Here is a 16,991-nt window from a genome sequence, read left to right as displayed (position 1 = left end):
ACGCTTTAGGGGAAGATCTGCAATCCCAATCAGATCATCACGAAAATCGTTCACCATTTCACTTGGTCGGCCGGACGCGGATCGGGAAGCCGGTCGCCGCCGAAAGCGCTTGAGCCTGTCCGAAACCGGCCGCTGCGCCCGCCGGGTTGCCGTCCGATCCGGTACCCACCACGCCGCTTGCCGCGCCTGACGCCCCGGCTATGCTGTCCGCGCAACCATCCCCGGGGGATTCCGCTTCGATGCCGTCCATGCGCCTGCTCTGCACCACTGCCCTGATCGCGCTCGCCGCGCCTGCCCTGCCCGCCGTCGCCCAGCAGGCGCCCGCCGCTACCGCACCCGCACCGCTTTCCACGCTCGTCGATCAGGTGAAGCTCCCCTATGAACAATTCACCCTCGCCAACGGCCTGCGCGTGATCGTCCATACCGATCGCAAGGCGCCCGTCGTCGCGCTCTCGGTCTGGTATGATGTCGGCTCGAAGCACGAGCCTGCGGGCAAGACGGGCTTCGCGCATCTGTTCGAGCATCTGATGTTCAACGGCTCGCAGAACGCGCCGGGCGATTTCTTCGAGCCGCTCAAGCAGGTCGGCGCCACCGATCTCAACGGCACCACCTATTACGACCGCACCAATTATTTCGAGACGGTGCCCAGGCCCGCGCTCGAACGCGCGCTGTTCCTCGAAAGCGACCGGATGGGCTGGCTCACCCCGGCGATCACCCAGGGCGTGCTCGACGAGCAGCGCGGCGTCGTCCAGAACGAGAAGCGCCAGGGCGACAACCAGCCCTATGGCCTGGTCGACTACACGCTGGTCGAGGGCCTGTTCGGCAACGGCCCCTATGGCCATTCGGTGATCGGCTCGATGGCCGATCTCGACCGTGCGAGCGTCGCCGACGTGAAGGGCTGGTTCCGCGACCATTATGGCCCGAACAACGCGGTGCTCGCGCTCGCCGGCGACATCGACGCGGCCGAGGCGCGGCCGCTGGTCGAAAAGTACTTCGGCAAGATCCCGCGCGGGCCGAAGAGCGAACTGCCCAAGGTCAGCATCCCCACCCTGCCCGCGGCCAAGACGGTGGTGCTCAAGGACCGCGTTCCCGCGATCCAGGTCACCCGCAACTGGGCGATCCCCGGCCTCAACGATCCCGATGCCGCCGCGCTCGACGTGTTCGGCCAGGTGCTGGGCGGCCTCGCCAGTTCCCGGCTCGCCAATGCGCTGGTCCGCGAGGAGAAGCTGGCGGTGAGCGCCTATGCCTATGCCGAGACCTTCTCGCAGGCGGGCACCTTCACCATCGGCGCGACGCTGCAGCCCGGCGTCGACCCGGCGAAGGTCGAAAAGAGGATCGACGCGATCCTCGCCGAGCTGATCGCCAAGGGCCCGACCGCAGACGAGGTGCAGCGCGTCGCCACCACCAGCGTCAGCGATACGATCAAGGGCCTGCAATCCACCCGCGCCCAGGCGGCGGCGCTGGCCGAGGGCGCGCTCTACTCGAACGATCCCGGCTTTTTCCGCAAGCGGCTGGAGGAAGTGGCGAAGATGACGCCGGCCAAGGCGCGCGCCGCCGCCGCCAAGTGGCTCACCCGCCCCGCCTTCACCATCATCGTCGAACCCGGCGAGCGCGAGGCCTATCAGGAGGCCGCGGCGGTCGCGCCGGCCAAGCCCGCTGCCGAGGAAGCGATCCCAAAGGGCGATCGCGGCGCGATGCCCGATGTCGGCGCGATCCGCGACATCCGCTTCCCCACCGTCACCCGCACCCGCCTGGCGAACGGGATCGAGCTGATCTACGCCCAGCAGACTGCGGTGCCGGTGACGCGCATGGTGCTGAGCTTCGATGCCGGCGCCACCGCCGATCCGGACGGCAAGCCCGGCACCCAGAACCTCACCTTGTCGCTGATGGACGAGGGCACGACCAGCCGCAATTCGATCGCGATCGCCGAGGCCAAGGAGCGGCTGGGCGCGGAGATCGGCGGCGGCAGCTCGGCCGACCGCACCTATCTCAGCCTCGGCGTGCCGAGCGCCAATCTGGGCGGCGGCGTCGAGCTGTTCGCCGACATCGTCCGCCACCCGGCCTTCGCGCCCGCCGAAGTGGAGCGGCTGCGCGCCACCACGCTTACCGCGATCCAGTTCGAGCTGAGCAGCCCGAGCGGGCTCGCCAACCGCGCGCTGCCGGGGCTGCTCTATGGCCCGGCCAACCCGTACGCCAAGCTCGCCAACGGCTCGGGCGACCCCGCCGTGGTCGCCAAGCTGTCGCGCGACGAGCTGGTCGCCTTCCACCGTGCCTGGATCCGCCCGGACAAGGCCAAGGTGTTCGTGGTCAGCGACCTGCCGCTGGCGCAGGTGAAGGCGGCGCTCGACGCGCGCTTCGGCGACTGGCAGGGCGAAGGCGGGGGCGGCGTCAAGGCGTTCACCGCCAAGCCGCAACAGGCGAGCCCGCGTATCGTGCTGGTCGACCGGCCCAATTCGCCCCAGTCGCTGATCGTCGCCGGGCAGATGACCCCGCTCGATCCGGCCAGCGACCTGCTCGTCGCGATCACCGCCAACCAGGTGCTGGGCGGCGGCTTCCTCTCGCGGATCAACATGGACCTGCGCGAGGCGCGGCACTGGTCGTACGGCGCCGGCGGCGGGTTCAACTGGCTCGAGCACGCCGTGCCCTATGCGGTGAACGCGCCGGTCCAGGCGGATCGCACGGGCGATTCGATCAAGGCGATCCGCGACGATGTCCGCGCCTTCCTGACCACCAGCGGCGTCACCCCCGCCGAGCTCGCCCGCGAGATCACCGGCAGCACCCGCGAGCTGGCCGGACGATTCGAAACCGCCAATGCGGTGCTCGGCGCGATGCAGCAGAACGACATCCGCCACCGTCCGGACGATTATTACGACAGCATCGCGCAAAAATATCGTGCGCTCACCGCCGCCCAGCTTGACGCTGCGGCACGCGGGGCACTCGACGTCGATCGCTTCGTTTGGGTGGTGGTGGGCGACGCCGCCAAGGTCCGTCCGCAGCTTGACAGCCTCGGCCTGCCTGTCGAGGTGATCAGCGCGAGTTCTCTGGCGGGGAAGGCCCCGTCGGCAACCAAGTAATCACGCGAAGGAGAGATCCAAATGGCGAATGTGGATGGCAACTGGAACACCGTGACCAAGTCGCCGCTGGGCGACCAGCAGGCGACGCTGAGCGTTACCAGCAACGGCGACAGCTTCACCGGCAGCTTCAACGGCGCGATGGGCCAGACCGAGATCAAGGACGGCAAGGTGAACGGCGACACGCTCAGCTGGTCGCTCGACATCTCGGTGCCGATGCCGATGACGCTCACCTGCGAGGCGACCGTCAACGGCGACAGCCTCGACGGCACCGTCACCGCGGGCGCGTTCGGCAGCTTCCCGATCACGGGCACGCGGGCGTAACGGCACCCTCCTCCTCCTTGAGGGGGAGGATAGCGAAGCTTGGCAGCTTGCTGCCTAGCGAAGCTTGGAGGGGCTGAGCGGCTGCGCAAGCAGCCGCGCCACCGCCCCTCTCCCTCCCACCGCCCAGCGGCGGCGGGCCCCTCCCTCTCCCCGGAGGGGAGAGGGGTGCAGGGGACTTGCCCCCGCCCCACGACTTCCTACAACGTCGCCATGAGCGAAAACCCCACGCCGCCCGTCGCCGCGACCCGCCCGCACAGCGTCACCCACCACGGCATCACGATCGAAGACCCCTGGGCCTGGCTGCGCGACCCCGGCTACCCCGAGGTGACCGACAAGGACGTGATCGCCTATCTCGAGGCCGAGAACGCCTATTTCGACGCGATCATGGCGCCCCACAAGGCGCTTTCCGAGACGCTGTTCCAGGAGATGCGCGGCCGCATCAAGGAAGACGAATCCACCGTCCCCCAGAAGGACGGCGACTGGCTCTACTGGACCGATTACGAGACCGGCGGCGAATATCCGCGCTGGTGGCGCAAGCCCGTCGCCGGCGGCCCCGACGAGCTGATCCTCGACGAACCCGCGCTCGCCGCGGGCAAGGAATATTTCCGCGTCGGCGCGGTCAGCATCAGCGAGGACGGCACGCTGATGGCCTATTCGACCGACGACAACGGCTCCGAACGCTATACCATCCGCTTCAAGGACCTGGGCACCGGCACCGCGACGGACGAGGCCATCCCCGGCGCCGCCGGCCGCTGGGGCGATGTCGCGATCGAAGGCTCGATCGGCAATCTCGTCTTCACCTCCACCGGCGACGCGCTGCTCTACGGCCTCACCGACGAGCATTGGCGCACCCGCACGATCAAGCTCCACCGCCTCGGCACCGATCCGGCGGAGGACGTGGTCGTCTATCACGAGGAGGAACTCGGCTTCTCGGTCGGCGTCGAGACGAGCAGCGACCGCAAATGGATCCTGCTCACCACCAGCGACCATGAGACCAGCGAGATCCGCCTCCTCCCCGCGCACGATCCGCTGGGGCAGGCGATCCTCGTCGCCCCGCGCAAGACCGGCCGCGAGTACGACGTCGACACGCACGGCGACACGCTGTTCATCCACACCAACGATACCGACACCAACTGGCGCCTCGTCACCGCACCGATCACCGCGCCCGGCGAATGGACCGAGCGCATCGCCCCCTCGCGCCATTTCTACATGACCGGGGTGGCCTGCTTCGCCGATTTCTTCATCGTCGAGGGCCGCGAGGACGGGCTCGATCAGATCGAGCTGCACCGCTACGACGCGAGCGTGCCCCCGACGCGCCTGCAGTTCCCCGAGGCGAGCTATGTCGCGGGCCTGGGCGACAACCCGGAGTACGCCGTCACCAAGCTCCGGCTCGGCTATGAATCGATGGTCACCCCCGGCACCGTCCAGGATTACGACGTCGCGACGGGCGCGCTGGAGACGCTGAAGGTCCAGGAAATCCCCAGCGGCTATGACGGCAGCAAATACCGCACCGAACGCCTGACCATCACCGCGCGCGACGGCACCGCCGTCCCCGTCTCAATCGTCTACCCCAAGGATTTCCCGCGCGACGGCACCGGCAAGCTCTATCTCTATGCCTATGGCGCCTATGGCCACGCCATCCCGCCGGGCTTCTCGACCAGCCGCATGTCGTTCCTCGATCGCGGCATGGCCTTCGCCATCGCTCATATCCGCGGCGGCGACGATCTCGGCCAGCACTGGTATCACGAGGGCAAGCTGGAGAAGCGCACCAATACGTTCCACGATTTCGTCGACGTGGCGAAGGGGCTGATCGCGCTCGGCTATACCGCGCCGGGCGGGATCGCCATCGCCGGCCGCTCGGCGGGCGGCGAGCTGATGGGCGCGGTGGTCAATTCGGACCCCGCGCTGTGGGGCGCGGTGATCGCCGACGTGCCCTTCGTCGACGTGCTCAACACCATGCTCGACGAGAGCCTGCCGCTCACCCCCGGCGAGTGGCCCGAATGGGGCAACCCGATCGAGGACAAGGCGGCGTTCGAGCTGATCCGCAGCTACAGCCCGTACGACAATGTGAAGGCACAGGCCTATCCGCCGATGCTGATCTCGGGCGGCCTCAACGACCCGCGCGTGACCTATTGGGAGCCCGCCAAATGGGCCGCCCGCCTGCGCGCGACCAAGACCGACGACAACATCCTGCTGCTCAAGACCAATATGGGCGCCGGCCATGGCGGCAAGTCCGGGCGCTGGGAGAGTTTGCGCGAATATGCCGACGAGATGGCGTTCGTGCTTTGGCAGTTGGGGGTGGAGGGGTAACCCTCCACCGCTTCACGCCTCGCGGTCGAAAAGCTCGGTCTGGATCACCGGCAGCGGGAGCTCCCAGCTGCTCACCACCTCGATGCCTTGGGCCCGCGCAAAAGTCGCGAGCCCCTGGTCGTCGGAGTAGATGCGCTCCGCATTGTTCGTGCGGGCGATGGCGATGATCTGCCGGTCGATCTTCACTTTCTGCCAAGGCTCCGCCGAGCCGCCCTTCTTGTCGCCGGCCCGAACAGCGTCGATCGTCATCATCGCGGTCTCGACGGCGGCAAGCTTGTCGAACGGCCGGATCTGAAAGCGGGGGAAGCGCTCCATCTGCTCGACGACTGCCTGGAGCGCAGGCCCGGCGCGCACCAGCACTTCGGCGAGAACGGGCGTGGGCACGATAATCGTGCTGTTGTCGGCCAGACTGTCGATCAGATGCTCGATCCGCTCGCGCGCATGGGTCAGCGGTGCGCCGGTAGCGGGATCGTCAGGGGGACGGGCATCGGGATTGACGAGCAACGTCAACGCCGAGCTGTCCACCACCACGATCACTGGTCGTCATGCCCTTCGTGTCGCAAGCGAGTAACCTCGCCATACGCATCGGGCTCCATCAACCCGTTACCGGCAACACTCCGGATCGCCGCAAGGGCTTCGCCGAGCGGCCGATCGTCCAGCACCTCGAAACGATCCACACGGAAGTCGAGCATGGCCCACACGCCGTTTGCCTGCCGCTCGAACTTGCCGTTGCCATATAGTCGGACGGGAGGACCATAGAGGTAAGGCGCCAACTGCCGTGCCAAGGCCCGCTTCATGTGAATGTGGGCGTGATAGGTTTCACCATCCTGCAAAGCCGCGTGGGCGGTTTCGTCCTTGCCGCCGATCCGCACGATCTGCCCCTGCAAGGTCGTGCTTTCCCGAAAGGCCGGCAAGGTGATCTGCTTCGGCCGATCACGCCCGACGAAAGGCACTACGATTTCGCCGTCGACGGATCGCGTGAGGGTCGCCACGGCGTTGTCGTTCACCAGCAATTCTTCCAGGGCCTTCTGCGCCTGAAGTGCATCCTTGGGCGCGTTGCCGACGCGCACGCCGTTCAAACGCGTTTCAACTTTCGGCGCATCGACAGCATCGACCTGATGCACCAGCTTGGCGCTGCCCGCGTCGAGGCGAACGAAGTGCGTATGCTCGGCATGCCCGAGCAGCTTCGCAAGTGCGCTCAGATATTCTGCAAGCCGGGCCATGGGCATGGTTTCCGGCGTGAACGCATCAATGCGGAAGACATATTCTACCGGTTCCACGGCCGCCTCCCTTCTGCTGCCGAACCGCCGCCCATCGCGACGCCTGCAACGTAATCACCAATTCTCTACAGCGAAAGTGGTTACGGTGTTCTGAGTAGAGCCTCCCAAACCCACGTTGGGGTCAACTGGCCCAGCCTCACATGCCCGCCTCCAGGGGCGCTACGGGCTCGGCGGCGCCTCCACCAACCGGATCGACAGGGGGCGGTCGACGATCACCTCATGATCGGACATGCCAAGATGACCATAGGTGCCACGATACTGGGTACGCCGTCCGACGAAGGTCACCTCGTACACGGCCCCCTCCTCACCCATGAACGCGCCTTGCGTGAACCAAATCCGCTCGCCAGGCGCCGCATCCGAACAGTCAGCGACAGGCTTTGGGCAGAAGCGCTGCCCTTCAAATTCGTTGCGCCACAGCCCGCGCCATAAACGGGATTGCTCCATGCGAACGCACCTATCGGTCGGTCCACTCTCGACCACGGCGGTGTCGCCAAACTTCACCTCGCGTGCGCACGGAAACGGCCGGCCGGGCTTCCCCACACCGGTTCTGGCAATCTCCTGATCGACCGGATCGAGATACGCTTCCGGCGGCAGCCGGTCGAGCGGTCCGACATGAAAGCCGCCGGGCACGATCAGGCCGCAAACCACGACAAGCACGAAGCTAGCGATCTTCCCCATGCGCGTCTCCCCCGTGTACGCAGAATATCCGCGCAATCGGGCACCTCAAGCCCTCAATCCCCCGCAAACCCAAACGCCGTAACCCCGCGCTCCCGCTCGCTCCCCGCCACCGCCCGGCCCGCAGGCGCCGCCGAGCGCTGCGGACATGCCAGCCGCGTACACGCCCGGCACCCCAGCCCGATCGGCGCCGCCCGCCCCGCCAGGTCCACGCCGCGCGCCGCCGCCAGCGTCCCCGCCTCCGCCGCCGGCAGGCCCAGCGCGATCACGAAGCGCGGGCGCACGCCCCCGGGGGCGCCCCCATGCGGATGCACGCAGCGCGCAATGGTGAAGGCGCGCGCGCCGTCCTCCAGCTCGACGAGCTGCACCGCCGTCTCGTCGGTCCGGGCAAAGGCGTCATAGGCGTTCCACAAGGGGCACGGCACCGCCGCCTCGACCAGCGCCGATCCGCTGGCGCCGGCATAGCGTTTCGAGACCTGCCCCGCGCGATCGAACCGCATCAGGAAGAAGCTCAGCCCCCGCGCGCCCACCCGCTGCAGCGTCGTCAGCCGGTGCGCGACCTGCGCCGCGCTCGCGCCGAAGCGCCGCTGGAGCAGCTCCAGGTCATAGCCGCTGGCCTCGCACGCGCGCAGGAAGCGGGCATAGGGCATCATCACCGCGGCGGCGAAATAGGCGGTGACGTGCCGGCGGAACAGCCGCGCGGCCACCCGGTCGAGTTCGGCGCCGCGGACCAGCGCCTCGATCTCGTCGCGCGCCTCCACCGCCAGCTGCTCGGCCAGCGCAAAGGCGCGCGCGCTGGGATCGAGCGCCTCGGACAGCTGCAGCTGCCGCGCGTGGAGGTCGAGCCGCTTGAGCGTATCGACCATCACCTCGGCGGGCAGGATGCGCACCGCCAGTTGATGTTTCACCCGCAGCCGCTCGGCCATCGCGCCATAGGGGTCGCCGGCCATGCGCAGTTCGTCGGCCAGCGCCTCGCCGGCGGCGTCGAGATCGGCGAAATGGTTGCGCCAGCGCTCGATCGCGCGGCGGACCTGGGGGCCGGGATCCTGCGCGGCGCCGGGGGCGGGCATGGCGCTGCCGCCGCCCATCCGGTCATAGGCGCGGGCAAAGGCCTCGGCGCCGTCGGGCGCGCCGGCCAGCCATTCCTCGAGCTGGTGGCGATCGATGGCAAGGTCGGCGAACAGCGGGTCGGCCAGCCGCCGCCGCAGCGCCTCGGCCCCGCCGCCGGGCTCGGCCGCGGCGAGGCGGCGGGGATCGAAGTCATAGGTCTCGGCCAGCTTGAGCATCAGCGCGGCGGAGATCGGCCGCTGGTTGCGCTCGACCAGGTTGAGATAGCTGGGCGAAATCTCCAGCGCCTCCGCCATCGCCGCCTGGGTGACGCCGAGCTGGAAGCGCAGCCGGCGGATGGCGTGCCCGGCGAAGAGTTTGCGTTCGGCCATCGTGTTCCTTCCCTGAAATTCCTCCCCGGTACGGGGAGGGGGACCATGCGCAGCATGGTGGAGGGGCCGCGCCGCGGGCGCGGTGGTTCCGGTCCAACCTCCACCCGCCCCGCCACCGTCATCCCGGCGAAAGCCGGGATCCATTCGCCTGTCCGTCACCCCTCCTGCCGCGCCGGAGCGACAATGGATCCCGGCTTCCGCCGGGATGACAGCTGGAAGGTCGGCGCCTTCTCACTGCGACTTTCCTACACCCCTAGTTCTTGATACGTTCTCATCAAAGGGCCACAGCCCATATGTAAATACTTTACACCACAACAAGGAGGCCCCGCAACCCGCCACACACCCACACCCTGCACGAACCCGACGTTGAATTCCCCACCTGCGCAAACTTTGCCAACTTATGCACACAAGGTTCAGCCAGTCAGTCAAGGAATTCACAATGCCCCAGTCGCTTGGTTTCGAGGATCTCGTCCCCGCCCCCGCCGGGCGATTCGACGGCATCCAGCGCCCCTACACCGCCGCCGATGTCGCCAAGCTGCGCGGCTCGCTGCCGGTGGAGCATACGCTGGCCCGCCGCGGCGCGCTCAAGCTGTGGGAACTGCTGCGCACCGAGGACTATGTCCATGCGCTGGGCGCACTCTCCGGCAACCAGGCGATGCAGATGGTCCGCGCCGGATTGAAGGCGATCTATCTGTCGGGCTGGCAGGTCGCGGCGGATGCCAATACCGCCGGGCAGATGTACCCCGATCAGTCGCTCTACCCGGCCAATGCCGGGCCGGAGCTGGCGCGGCGGATCAACGCGACGCTCCAGCGCGCCGACCAGATCGAGCATCTGGAAGGCGGCGCGACGCGCGACTGGTTCGCGCCGATCGTCGCCGATGCCGAAGCCGGGTTCGGCGGGCCGCTCAACTGCTTCGAGATCATGAAGGCGTATATCGCGGCGGGTGCGGCGGGCGTGCATTATGAGGACCAGCTCGCCAGCGAGAAGAAGTGCGGCCACTTGGGCGGCAAGGTGTTGATCCCCACCCAGGCCCACATCCGCAACCTCGATGCGGCGCGGCTGGCGGCGGATGTGTGCGGCGTCCCCACGGTGATCTGCGCCCGCACCGATGCGGAATCGGCGAAGCTGATCACCTCGGACGTGGACGAACGCGACCACGAGTTCCTCACCGGCGAGCGGACACCCGAGGGGTTCTTCCGCCTGAAGGAGGGAACGGGGGTCGACCATTGCATCCAGCGCGGGCTGGCGTTCGCCCCGCATGCCGACCTGCTGTGGTGGGAAACCTCGAAGCCCAATCTTGACGACGCCCGCCGCTTCGCCGAGGCGATCAAGAAGCAGCATCCGAACAAGATGCTGGCCTATAACTGCTCGCCCAGCTTCAACTGGGAGAAGAATCTCGACAAGGACGATATCGCCCGCTTCCAGCGCGAGATCGGCGCGATGGGGTACAAGTTCCAGTTCGTCACCCTCGCCGGCTTCCACAGCCTCAACTACGGCATGTACGAGCTGGCGCGCGGCTATCGGGACCGCGGCATGGCGGCCTATTCGGAGCTGCAGCAGGCCGAGTTCGCGGCGGAGGCCGAGGGCTATACCGCGACGCGCCACCAGCGCGAGGTCGGCACCGGCTATTTCGACGCCATTGCCCAGACCGTGGCGGGGGGCACCAGCTCCACCACCGCGCTCGCCGAGAGCACCGAAGCCGCCCAGTTCACCAGTGAAGCCGCGTAAGAGGAGCGTAGTACCATGTCGAACGAACCGCAGCGCAGCCGCGCCGTCTTTTCCACCGAGGATTTCCGCCTGCTCCGCGAGGCCGTCGGGGCCCATCTGCAGGCGGTGAAGGACAAGCCGGAATCGGTGAAGTTCTCGAACCTCTACCACCGTTTGGGCCGCGTGGCCTGACGTCTTTCCTGGGGAGGAAAGGATGCCCGCCGGAGCTCAAGCCGGCGGGCATTTCCGCGCTCAGTCGGCCCGCGCGCCGAGCTGCGCCAGCCGGGCGGCATGCTCGGCCTTGCCGAAGGGGAAGCGCCGGTAGAAGAACGCCGCGATGCCGCCGAGCAGCAGGTAGACGGCGCAGAAGATCAGCGTGAACCGGTCGATCACGCCCTCCGGCACCGTCCCCGGCTTGGCGCCGTCGGGGAAGCCGGAGACGGTGAGGATCAGCCCGGTGACGAAGATGCCGAGCCCGCTTGAGCATTTCTGGACGAAGAAAAAGCCGGCGAAGAACACCCCTTCCGAACGCCGGCCGGTCTCGACTTCGCTATGCTCGACCACGTCGGCCAGCATCGAGGCACCGAGCATGGTGGAAGAGACCGCGAAGGTGGCATTGACGGTGAAGATGGCGAACAGCACCGGCAGCAGCAGCGGGTCTCCCGGCGCCGGGAACAGGCCGACGAGGCGGAGGACATAGGGTGCCACGAGCAGCAGAACGGCGAACACCATCGCCATCGTCGCCGCCCGGGGCTTGCCCATCCGGCGGGCCAGTCTCGGCGCCAGAAGGAAGGCGAAGACGACGCCCAGAAACAGCGTCGCGCCGAGCAGCTGGAAGGCGAGGTTCCCGAAGCGCCAGACATGGGCATAGAGATAGTTGGACATCGAGAAGCTGATGCCCTGCGCGACGAAATAGCTGAGCGCCGCGGTCATCAGTACCAGGAAGGCCGGGTTGCGCAGCGTGGCGAACAGCTCGGCGATGCTCTGGCGCAGCGGCTGGGGTTCGATCTCCACCGGCGGCAAGTTCTTGATCTCGCGGTGCGTGCCCAGCGCCGAGCCGAGGATCGCCACCACCATCAGCGCCGCCCCGCCGATGGCGAAGCCCGGATAACCGGCGCGGTCGAACTGGCCGTGCGGCTGGCCCGCCCGTTCGGCGAGGAACCAGCCATAGGAGAGCATCAGCATCGCCATGCCCCCGCCCCAGCCGAACAGGAAGCGATAGGCCATGATCCGAGTACGCTCCTCGTAATCGGACGAGAGCTCGGGGCTCAGCGCCTGCGACGGCACCTCGAAGGCGGAGACCGCCGTTCGCACCACCACAGCGGTGACGAACAGCCAGCCGAGCAGCGCGCTCTGGCTCCATGCCGGCGGATTCCACAGGAACAGCCAGCCGACCGCGATCGGCAGCCAGGCGGCATACATCCAGGGATGGCGGCGGCCCCAGCGGCTCCGCGTCCGGTCCGAAAGCATGCCGATCGCCGGATCGACGAACGCGTCGAACAGCAGTGCGCACATGATCACGAAGCCGACCTGCGCGGCAGGCAGCCCCACCACCTGATTGTAGAACAGCAGCAGGAAGGTGACGAAGCAGAAGTCCTTCACGCCGTACGCCGCGGCACCGAAGCCATAGGCAAGCATCGTCGGCGTCGCCACGCGCCGGCTCGGCGGTACGGGCGGGGTTTCGGCGGTGCGACCGGCCATCAATCCATTCTCCATCAGCCACCCCGATACAGACGCCGCGCACCTGCCGCAAACGAAACACTTTGGAAGATCGGGTATGGCTTGCAGGGCACCATTACGATGCTATACCTGCCGGAAATTAGAACTGAGAGGATGGCCATGGCCCTCGAACCCGAGCTGTTCGACGCGCTGATCGACACGGTCCGCCGCTTCGTCGCCGAGCGGCTGCGCCCGCTCGAGGCCGAGGTGGAGGCGGCGGATGCGATCCCGGACGCGATCGTCGAGGAGATGAAGGCGCTCGGCCTGTTCGGGCTTTCGATCGCCGAGGAACATGGCGGCCTTGGGCTGACCATGGCCGAGGAAGCTCGAGTGGCGATCGAGTTGGGACGCACCACGCCGGCCTTCCGCTCGGCCTTCGGCACCAATGTCGGCATCGGCAGCCAGGGACTGGTGATCGCCGGCACGCCGGAACAGAAGGCGCACTGGCTGCCGAGGATCGCCCGCGGCGAGATCATCACCAGCTTCGCGCTGACCGAGCCGGACGTCGGCTCGGACTCTGGCGCGGTGAAGACCCGCGCGGTGCGCGACGGCGACGTGTACCGGCTGAGCGGCACCAAGCGCTACATCACCAATGCCGACAAGGCGCAGCTGTTCACCGTAATGGCGCGCACCGGCGAGGAAGCGGGCGGACGCGGTGTCTCCGCCTTCCTGGTGCCGCGCGACCTGCCCGGCGTGTCGATCGGCGAGCCCGAGAAGAAGATGGGCCAGAAGGGCGCGCGCGTCGCCGATGTGATCTTCGAGGATGTGCCGGTGCCCGTCGAGAATCGGCTTGGCGCGGAGGGCGAAGGCTTCCGGATCGCGATGCAGGTGCTCGATCGCGGACGGCTGCACATCGCCGCGGTGTGCGTTGGCGTCGCAGAGCGGCTGATCGCCGACTGCGTCGCCTATGCCAGCGAGCGCAAGCAGTTCGGCAAGCCGATCGCCGAGCACCAGCTGATCCAGGCGATGCTGGCGGATTCCAAGACCGAAACGCTCGCCGCGCGCGCGCTGGTGCTGGAGACGGCGGCGTCGAAGGATGCGAGGGCGAACACGACGATGGAGGCCGCGGCGGCCAAGTACTTCGCCAGCGAGATGGTCGGCCGCGTCGCCGATCGCGCCGTGCAGATCTTCGGTGGCGCCGGCTATATCGCCGATTACGGGATCGAGCGGCTGTACCGCGACGTGCGGCTGTTCCGGATCTACGAGGGCACCAGCCAGATCCAGCAGCTGATCATCGCCCGCGAGACGCTGAAGCGGGGTGGATGAGCAAACCCTCTCCCCACCGGGGAGAGGGTTGGGAGAGGGGCAGTCGGACACACGAGCAACAGGGCCGGATTGGAGGGACTGCCCCTCTCCCCGGCCCTCTCCCCGGAGGGGAGAGGGAGTTTGGCATGGACGTAGCTTCGCTGTTTCGCCTCGATGGCCGGGTGGCACTGGTCACCGGGGGCTCGCGCGGGATCGGGCGGATGATCGCCGAGGGATTCGTCGCCTCGGGCGCCAAGGTCTATGTGTCGTCGCGGCGGGCCGATGCCTGCGAAGCGACCGCCGCCGCGCTGGGCCCGAACGCTATCCCCCTGCCCCATGACGTCTCCACCGTCGAAGGCTGCCGCGCCCTCGCCGCCGATCTAGCCGCACGCGAGCCGCGCCTCGACATCCTCGTCAACAATGCCGGCGCCGCCTGGGGCGAGCCGTTCGAGAGCTTCCCGGAAAAGGGCTGGGACAAGGTGATGGACCTCAACGTGAAGTCCCCCTTTTTCCTCACCCAGGCGCTGCACGACCTGCTCAAGGCAGCCGGCAGCGCGGAGCGACCGGCCAAGGTGATCAACATCACCTCGATCGACGGCCAACGCCTGAACGCGTGGGAGACCTACAGCTACCAGGCCTCGAAGGCCGCGCTGATCCACCTCACCCGGCGCATGGCGGCACGGCTGGTGCGCGACCAGATCCACGTCACCTCGATCGCCCCCGGCGCCTTTCCGAGCGACATGAACAAGGCCGCGCGCGACCATGGCGGCACCGTCGCGCAGGCCATCCCCGCCAAGCGCATCGGCGTGTCCGAGGACATGGCGGGCGCTGCGATCTACCTCGCCAGCCGGGCGGGCGATTATCTGGTGGGCGAAACCGTCACGGTGGACGGCGGGCTCGTCAACGCGGCGCTTGGCGCGAGCATCGACGGCTGACCCGCCGATGCTCCCCGCCTGAAGCTCAGCGGGCGATATCGCCCGCTGCCAGCACCGCCAGCGTCACCAGCTCGCTAGCGGTGGAGGTCATCGGCGCGATCTGCACCGACTTCTCCATGCCGATCAGCATCGGACCGATGGTGGAGTCGCCGCCCAGTTCGCGCAGCAGCTTGGCCGAGATATTGGCCGATTGCAGGCCCGGCATGATCAGGATGTTGGCCGGACCGGAGAGGCGCGCGAACGGATAGTTGGCGAGCAGCTTGGGGTTGAGTGCCACGTCCGGCGCCATGTCGCCTTCGTATTCGAACTGCACGCCGCGCGCGTCGAGCACCTTCACCGCATCGCGGATATTGTCGATCCACTTGCCCTCCGGATTGCCGAAGGTCGAGTAGCTGAGCAGCGCGACGCGCGGCTCATGGCCCATCCGCTTGGCGACCTGGACGGTGCGCTCGGCGATGTCGGCCAGTTCCTCGGCGCTCGGGCGCTCGCTCACCGTGGTGTCGGCGATGAACACGGTGTGCGACTGGCCGACCAGCACATGGATGCCGAAGGGCGTGCGGCCGTCGACCGGATCGATCACGCGGCGGACCTGGCGCATCGTCTCGGCATAGGTGCGGGTGACGCCGGTGATCATCGCATCGGCATGGCCCAGGCGGAGCAGCAGCGAGCCGAAGATGTTGCGATCACGATTGACCATCCGCTCGCAATCGCGACGCAGATAGCCGCGGCGCTGGAGGCGCTTGTACAGCGTCTCCACCATTTCCTCCACCAGCGGCGAATTGACGCTGTTGTGCAGTTCGAAATGGTCCGGGTTGGCGCCGAGCGCACGCAGCTGCTCGTGCACCGATTCTCGGCCGACGAGTACGGGCGTACCATAGCCGCCTTCCTGGAAGGCGATCGCGGCGCGCAGCACCACTTCTTCCTCACCCTCGGCAAAGATGACCCGCTTCGGCTGGGCGCGGGCGCCCTCATAGGCCATGCTGAGCACCGACGTGGTCGGGTTCATCCGCGCGCGCAGCTGCTGGCGATAGGCCGTCATGTCGATGATCGGCCGCGTCGCCACGCCCGAATCCATCGCCGCCTGCGCCACTGCCGACGGGATGATCTCGATCAGGCGCGGGTCGAACGGCGTCGGGATGATATAGTCGGGGCCGAAGCTGTGCGAGGTGCCATAGGCGCTCGCCACTTCCTCGGGCACTTGCTGGCGAGCGAGTTCGGCCAGCGCGCGAGCGGCGGCGACCTTCATCGCATCGTTGATGCCTGTCGCGCGCACGTCGAGCGCGCCGCGGAAGATGAACGGGAAGCAGAGCACGTTGTTGACCTGGTTCGGATAGTCCGAACGGCCGGTGGCGATGATCACGTCCGGACGCACGCGCTTGGCCTCGGGCGGGGTGATCTCGGGGTCCGGGTTGGCCATCGCGAAGATGATCGGCTTGGGTGCCATCTTCGCGAGCAGCTCAGCCGGCAGCGCATTGGCGGCCGAGAGGCCGAGGAACACGTCGGCGCCTTCCAGCGCCTCGGCAAGCGTGCGGCGATCGGTCTTGGCGGCGTGCGCGGACTGCCACTGATTCACGCCTTCGCGGCCCTGGTAGATCACGCCGGTGCGGTCGCACATCAGCAGATTGTCGTTGGGCAGGCCCATCGCCTTGATCAGCTCGGTGCAGGCGATCGCGGCGGCGCCGGCACCGTTGACGACGATCTTTGTCGTCTTGATGTCGCGACCGGTCAGGTACAGCGCATTGATCAGGCCGGCGGCGGCGATGATCGCGGTGCCGTGCTGGTCGTCATGGAACACCGGAATGTTCATGCGCTCGCGCAGCGTCTGCTCGATCACGAAGCATTCGGGGGACTTGATGTCCTCGAGGTTGATGCCGCCGAAGCTCGGCTCCATCAGCTCCACCGCGTCGATGAAGCGATCGACGTCCTCGGTCTTGAGCTCGAGATCGATCGAGTCGACATCGGCGAAGCGCTTGAACAGCACCGCCTTGCCTTCCATCACCGGCTTGGAGGCCAGCGCGCCGAGATTGCCGAGGCCCAGGATAGCGGTACCATTGGAGATCACGGCAACAAGGTTCCCCTTGGCCGTATAATCATAGGCGGTGGCAGGATTTTCGGCGATCGCCAGCACCGGCACGGCGACGCCGGGGGAATAGGCGAGCGCCAGATCCCGCTGGGTCGCCATCGGCTTGGAGGCGACGATCTCGATCTTACCGGGACGGCCTTCGGCGTGATAGCGCAGCGCCTCCCGATCGGAAAACTGGACGTTGCTCTCTTCGGCCATCCGC

At 67.5% G+C, this 16,991-nt stretch carries 14 protein-coding genes; 7 read left to right on the top strand and 7 right to left on the bottom strand.

Annotation, left to right across the window (positions count from 1 at the left end; genetic code table 11):
* Window positions 1-58: 58 nt before the first annotated feature.
* Window positions 59-250 (bottom strand): hypothetical protein, encoded by a 192-nt coding sequence (locus CA234_RS01040; RefSeq protein ID WP_126000660.1) that lies wholly within the window; start codon window positions 248-250, stop codon window positions 59-61.
* Between CA234_RS01040 and CA234_RS01035 the strand changes: the two genes are divergently transcribed.
* The 3 genes from CA234_RS01035 (at window position 240) to CA234_RS01025 (ending at window position 5,705) form a co-directional block, all read left to right on the top strand.
* On the top strand, window positions 240-3,074 hold the full coding sequence (locus CA234_RS01035) for a pitrilysin family protein (protein ID WP_126000659.1): 2,835 nt from the start codon (window positions 240-242) through the stop codon (window positions 3,072-3,074). The genes CA234_RS01040 and CA234_RS01035 overlap by 11 nt on opposite strands.
* Before the next feature lie 21 nt (window positions 3,075-3,095).
* Window positions 3,096-3,395: a hypothetical protein gene (locus CA234_RS01030; protein WP_125976650.1), complete on the top strand. Its 300-nt coding sequence runs from the start codon at window positions 3,096-3,098 to the stop codon at window positions 3,393-3,395.
* 210 nt (window positions 3,396-3,605) lie between these two features.
* On the top strand, window positions 3,606-5,705 hold the full coding sequence (locus CA234_RS01025) for a S9 family peptidase (RefSeq protein WP_126000658.1): 2,100 nt from the start codon (window positions 3,606-3,608) through the stop codon (window positions 5,703-5,705).
* Window positions 5,706-5,717: 12 nt separating this feature from the next.
* On the opposite strand, the gene CA234_RS01020 is transcribed toward CA234_RS01025, so the two are convergent.
* From CA234_RS01020 to CA234_RS01005, 4 genes are all read right to left on the bottom strand, one after another.
* Window positions 5,718-6,242 carry a hypothetical protein gene (locus CA234_RS01020; protein ID WP_206431067.1) on the bottom strand — a complete coding sequence of 175 codons (525 nt, stop codon included), beginning with the start codon at window positions 6,240-6,242 and terminating at the stop codon, window positions 5,718-5,720.
* Window positions 6,239-6,985 (bottom strand): hypothetical protein, encoded by a 747-nt coding sequence (locus CA234_RS01015; protein ID WP_125976648.1) that lies wholly within the window; start codon window positions 6,983-6,985, stop codon window positions 6,239-6,241. The genes CA234_RS01020 and CA234_RS01015 overlap by 4 nt, the downstream gene beginning before the upstream one ends.
* 159 nt (window positions 6,986-7,144) lie before the next feature.
* Window positions 7,145-7,663, bottom strand: a complete 519-nt coding sequence (locus CA234_RS01010; RefSeq protein ID WP_125976647.1) for a hypothetical protein — start codon at window positions 7,661-7,663, stop codon at window positions 7,145-7,147.
* A gap of 53 nt (window positions 7,664-7,716) precedes the next feature.
* The gene (locus tag CA234_RS01005; protein WP_126000657.1) at window positions 7,717-9,099 is read right to left on the bottom strand and encodes a short-chain fatty acyl-CoA regulator family protein; all 1,383 of its coding nucleotides are present in this window, start codon (window positions 9,097-9,099) and stop codon (window positions 7,717-7,719) included.
* A 439-nt stretch (window positions 9,100-9,538) separates the two neighbouring features.
* Here CA234_RS01005 and aceA point away from each other — a divergent pair, with 439 nt between their 5' ends.
* Together aceA and CA234_RS24205 are read left to right on the top strand one after the other, a co-directional pair.
* Entirely contained in the window at window positions 9,539-10,828 is a 1,290-nt protein-coding gene (gene aceA / locus CA234_RS01000) for an isocitrate lyase (RefSeq protein ID WP_126000656.1), read from the top strand.
* A 15-nt stretch (window positions 10,829-10,843) separates the two neighbouring features.
* On the top strand, window positions 10,844-10,999 hold the full coding sequence (locus CA234_RS24205) for a hypothetical protein (protein ID WP_019367690.1): 156 nt from the start codon (window positions 10,844-10,846) through the stop codon (window positions 10,997-10,999).
* Between the two features lie 60 nt (window positions 11,000-11,059).
* Here CA234_RS24205 and CA234_RS00995 read toward each other — a convergent pair whose 3' ends face one another.
* The gene (locus CA234_RS00995) at window positions 11,060-12,508 is read right to left on the bottom strand and encodes an MFS transporter (RefSeq protein WP_206431066.1); all 1,449 of its coding nucleotides are present in this window, start codon (window positions 12,506-12,508) and stop codon (window positions 11,060-11,062) included.
* Between the two features lie 138 nt (window positions 12,509-12,646).
* On the opposite strand from CA234_RS00995, the gene CA234_RS00990 reads away from it, so the two are divergent.
* A complete protein-coding gene (locus CA234_RS00990; protein ID WP_125976644.1) occupies window positions 12,647-13,792 on the top strand; it encodes an acyl-CoA dehydrogenase family protein in 1,146 nt (381 codons plus the stop codon).
* 125 nt (window positions 13,793-13,917) lie between these two features.
* Window positions 13,918-14,706 (top strand): SDR family oxidoreductase, encoded by a 789-nt coding sequence (locus CA234_RS00985; protein WP_125976643.1) that lies wholly within the window; start codon window positions 13,918-13,920, stop codon window positions 14,704-14,706.
* Window positions 14,707-14,731: 25 nt separating this feature from the next.
* Here CA234_RS00985 and CA234_RS00980 read toward each other — a convergent pair whose 3' ends face one another.
* On the bottom strand, window positions 14,732-16,987 hold the full coding sequence (locus tag CA234_RS00980; RefSeq protein WP_126000655.1) for an NADP-dependent malic enzyme: 2,256 nt from the start codon (window positions 16,985-16,987) through the stop codon (window positions 14,732-14,734).
* Window positions 16,988-16,991: the final 4 nt, after the last annotated feature.

Source organism: Sphingomonas sp. ABOLE, assembly GCF_003950455.1.
Taxonomy (GTDB): domain Bacteria; phylum Pseudomonadota; class Alphaproteobacteria; order Sphingomonadales; family Sphingomonadaceae; genus Sphingomonas; species Sphingomonas trueperi.
This window is presented reverse-complemented; position numbering and strand designations above follow the sequence as displayed.

Bases quoted from the DNA above. Each gene is read 5' to 3' on its own strand.
- CA234_RS01005 (WP_126000657.1), bottom strand. From the start codon at position 9,099: ATGGCCGAACGCAAACTCTTCGCCGGGCACGCCATCCGCCGGCTGCGC.
- CA234_RS01040 (WP_126000660.1), bottom strand. From the start codon at position 250: ATGGACGGCATCGAAGCGGAATCCCCCGGGGATGGTTGCGCGGACAGC.
- CA234_RS00990 (WP_125976644.1), top strand. From the start codon at position 12,647: ATGGCCCTCGAACCCGAGCTGTTCGACGCGCTGATCGACACGGTCCGC.
- CA234_RS00985 (WP_125976643.1), top strand. From the start codon at position 13,918: ATGGACGTAGCTTCGCTGTTTCGCCTCGATGGCCGGGTGGCACTGGTC.
- CA234_RS24205 (WP_019367690.1), top strand. From the start codon at position 10,844: ATGTCGAACGAACCGCAGCGCAGCCGCGCCGTCTTTTCCACCGAGGAT.
- CA234_RS00995 (WP_206431066.1), bottom strand. From the start codon at position 12,508: ATGGCCGGTCGCACCGCCGAAACCCCGCCCGTACCGCCGAGCCGGCGC.
- CA234_RS01025 (WP_126000658.1), top strand. From the start codon at position 3,606: ATGAGCGAAAACCCCACGCCGCCCGTCGCCGCGACCCGCCCGCACAGC.
- aceA (WP_126000656.1), top strand. From the start codon at position 9,539: ATGCCCCAGTCGCTTGGTTTCGAGGATCTCGTCCCCGCCCCCGCCGGG.
- CA234_RS01030 (WP_125976650.1), top strand. From the start codon at position 3,096: ATGGCGAATGTGGATGGCAACTGGAACACCGTGACCAAGTCGCCGCTG.
- CA234_RS00980 (WP_126000655.1), bottom strand. From the start codon at position 16,987: ATGGCCGAAGAGAGCAACGTCCAGTTTTCCGATCGGGAGGCGCTGCGC.
- CA234_RS01035 (WP_126000659.1), top strand. From the start codon at position 240: ATGCCGTCCATGCGCCTGCTCTGCACCACTGCCCTGATCGCGCTCGCC.
- CA234_RS01010 (WP_125976647.1), bottom strand. From the start codon at position 7,663: ATGGGGAAGATCGCTAGCTTCGTGCTTGTCGTGGTTTGCGGCCTGATC.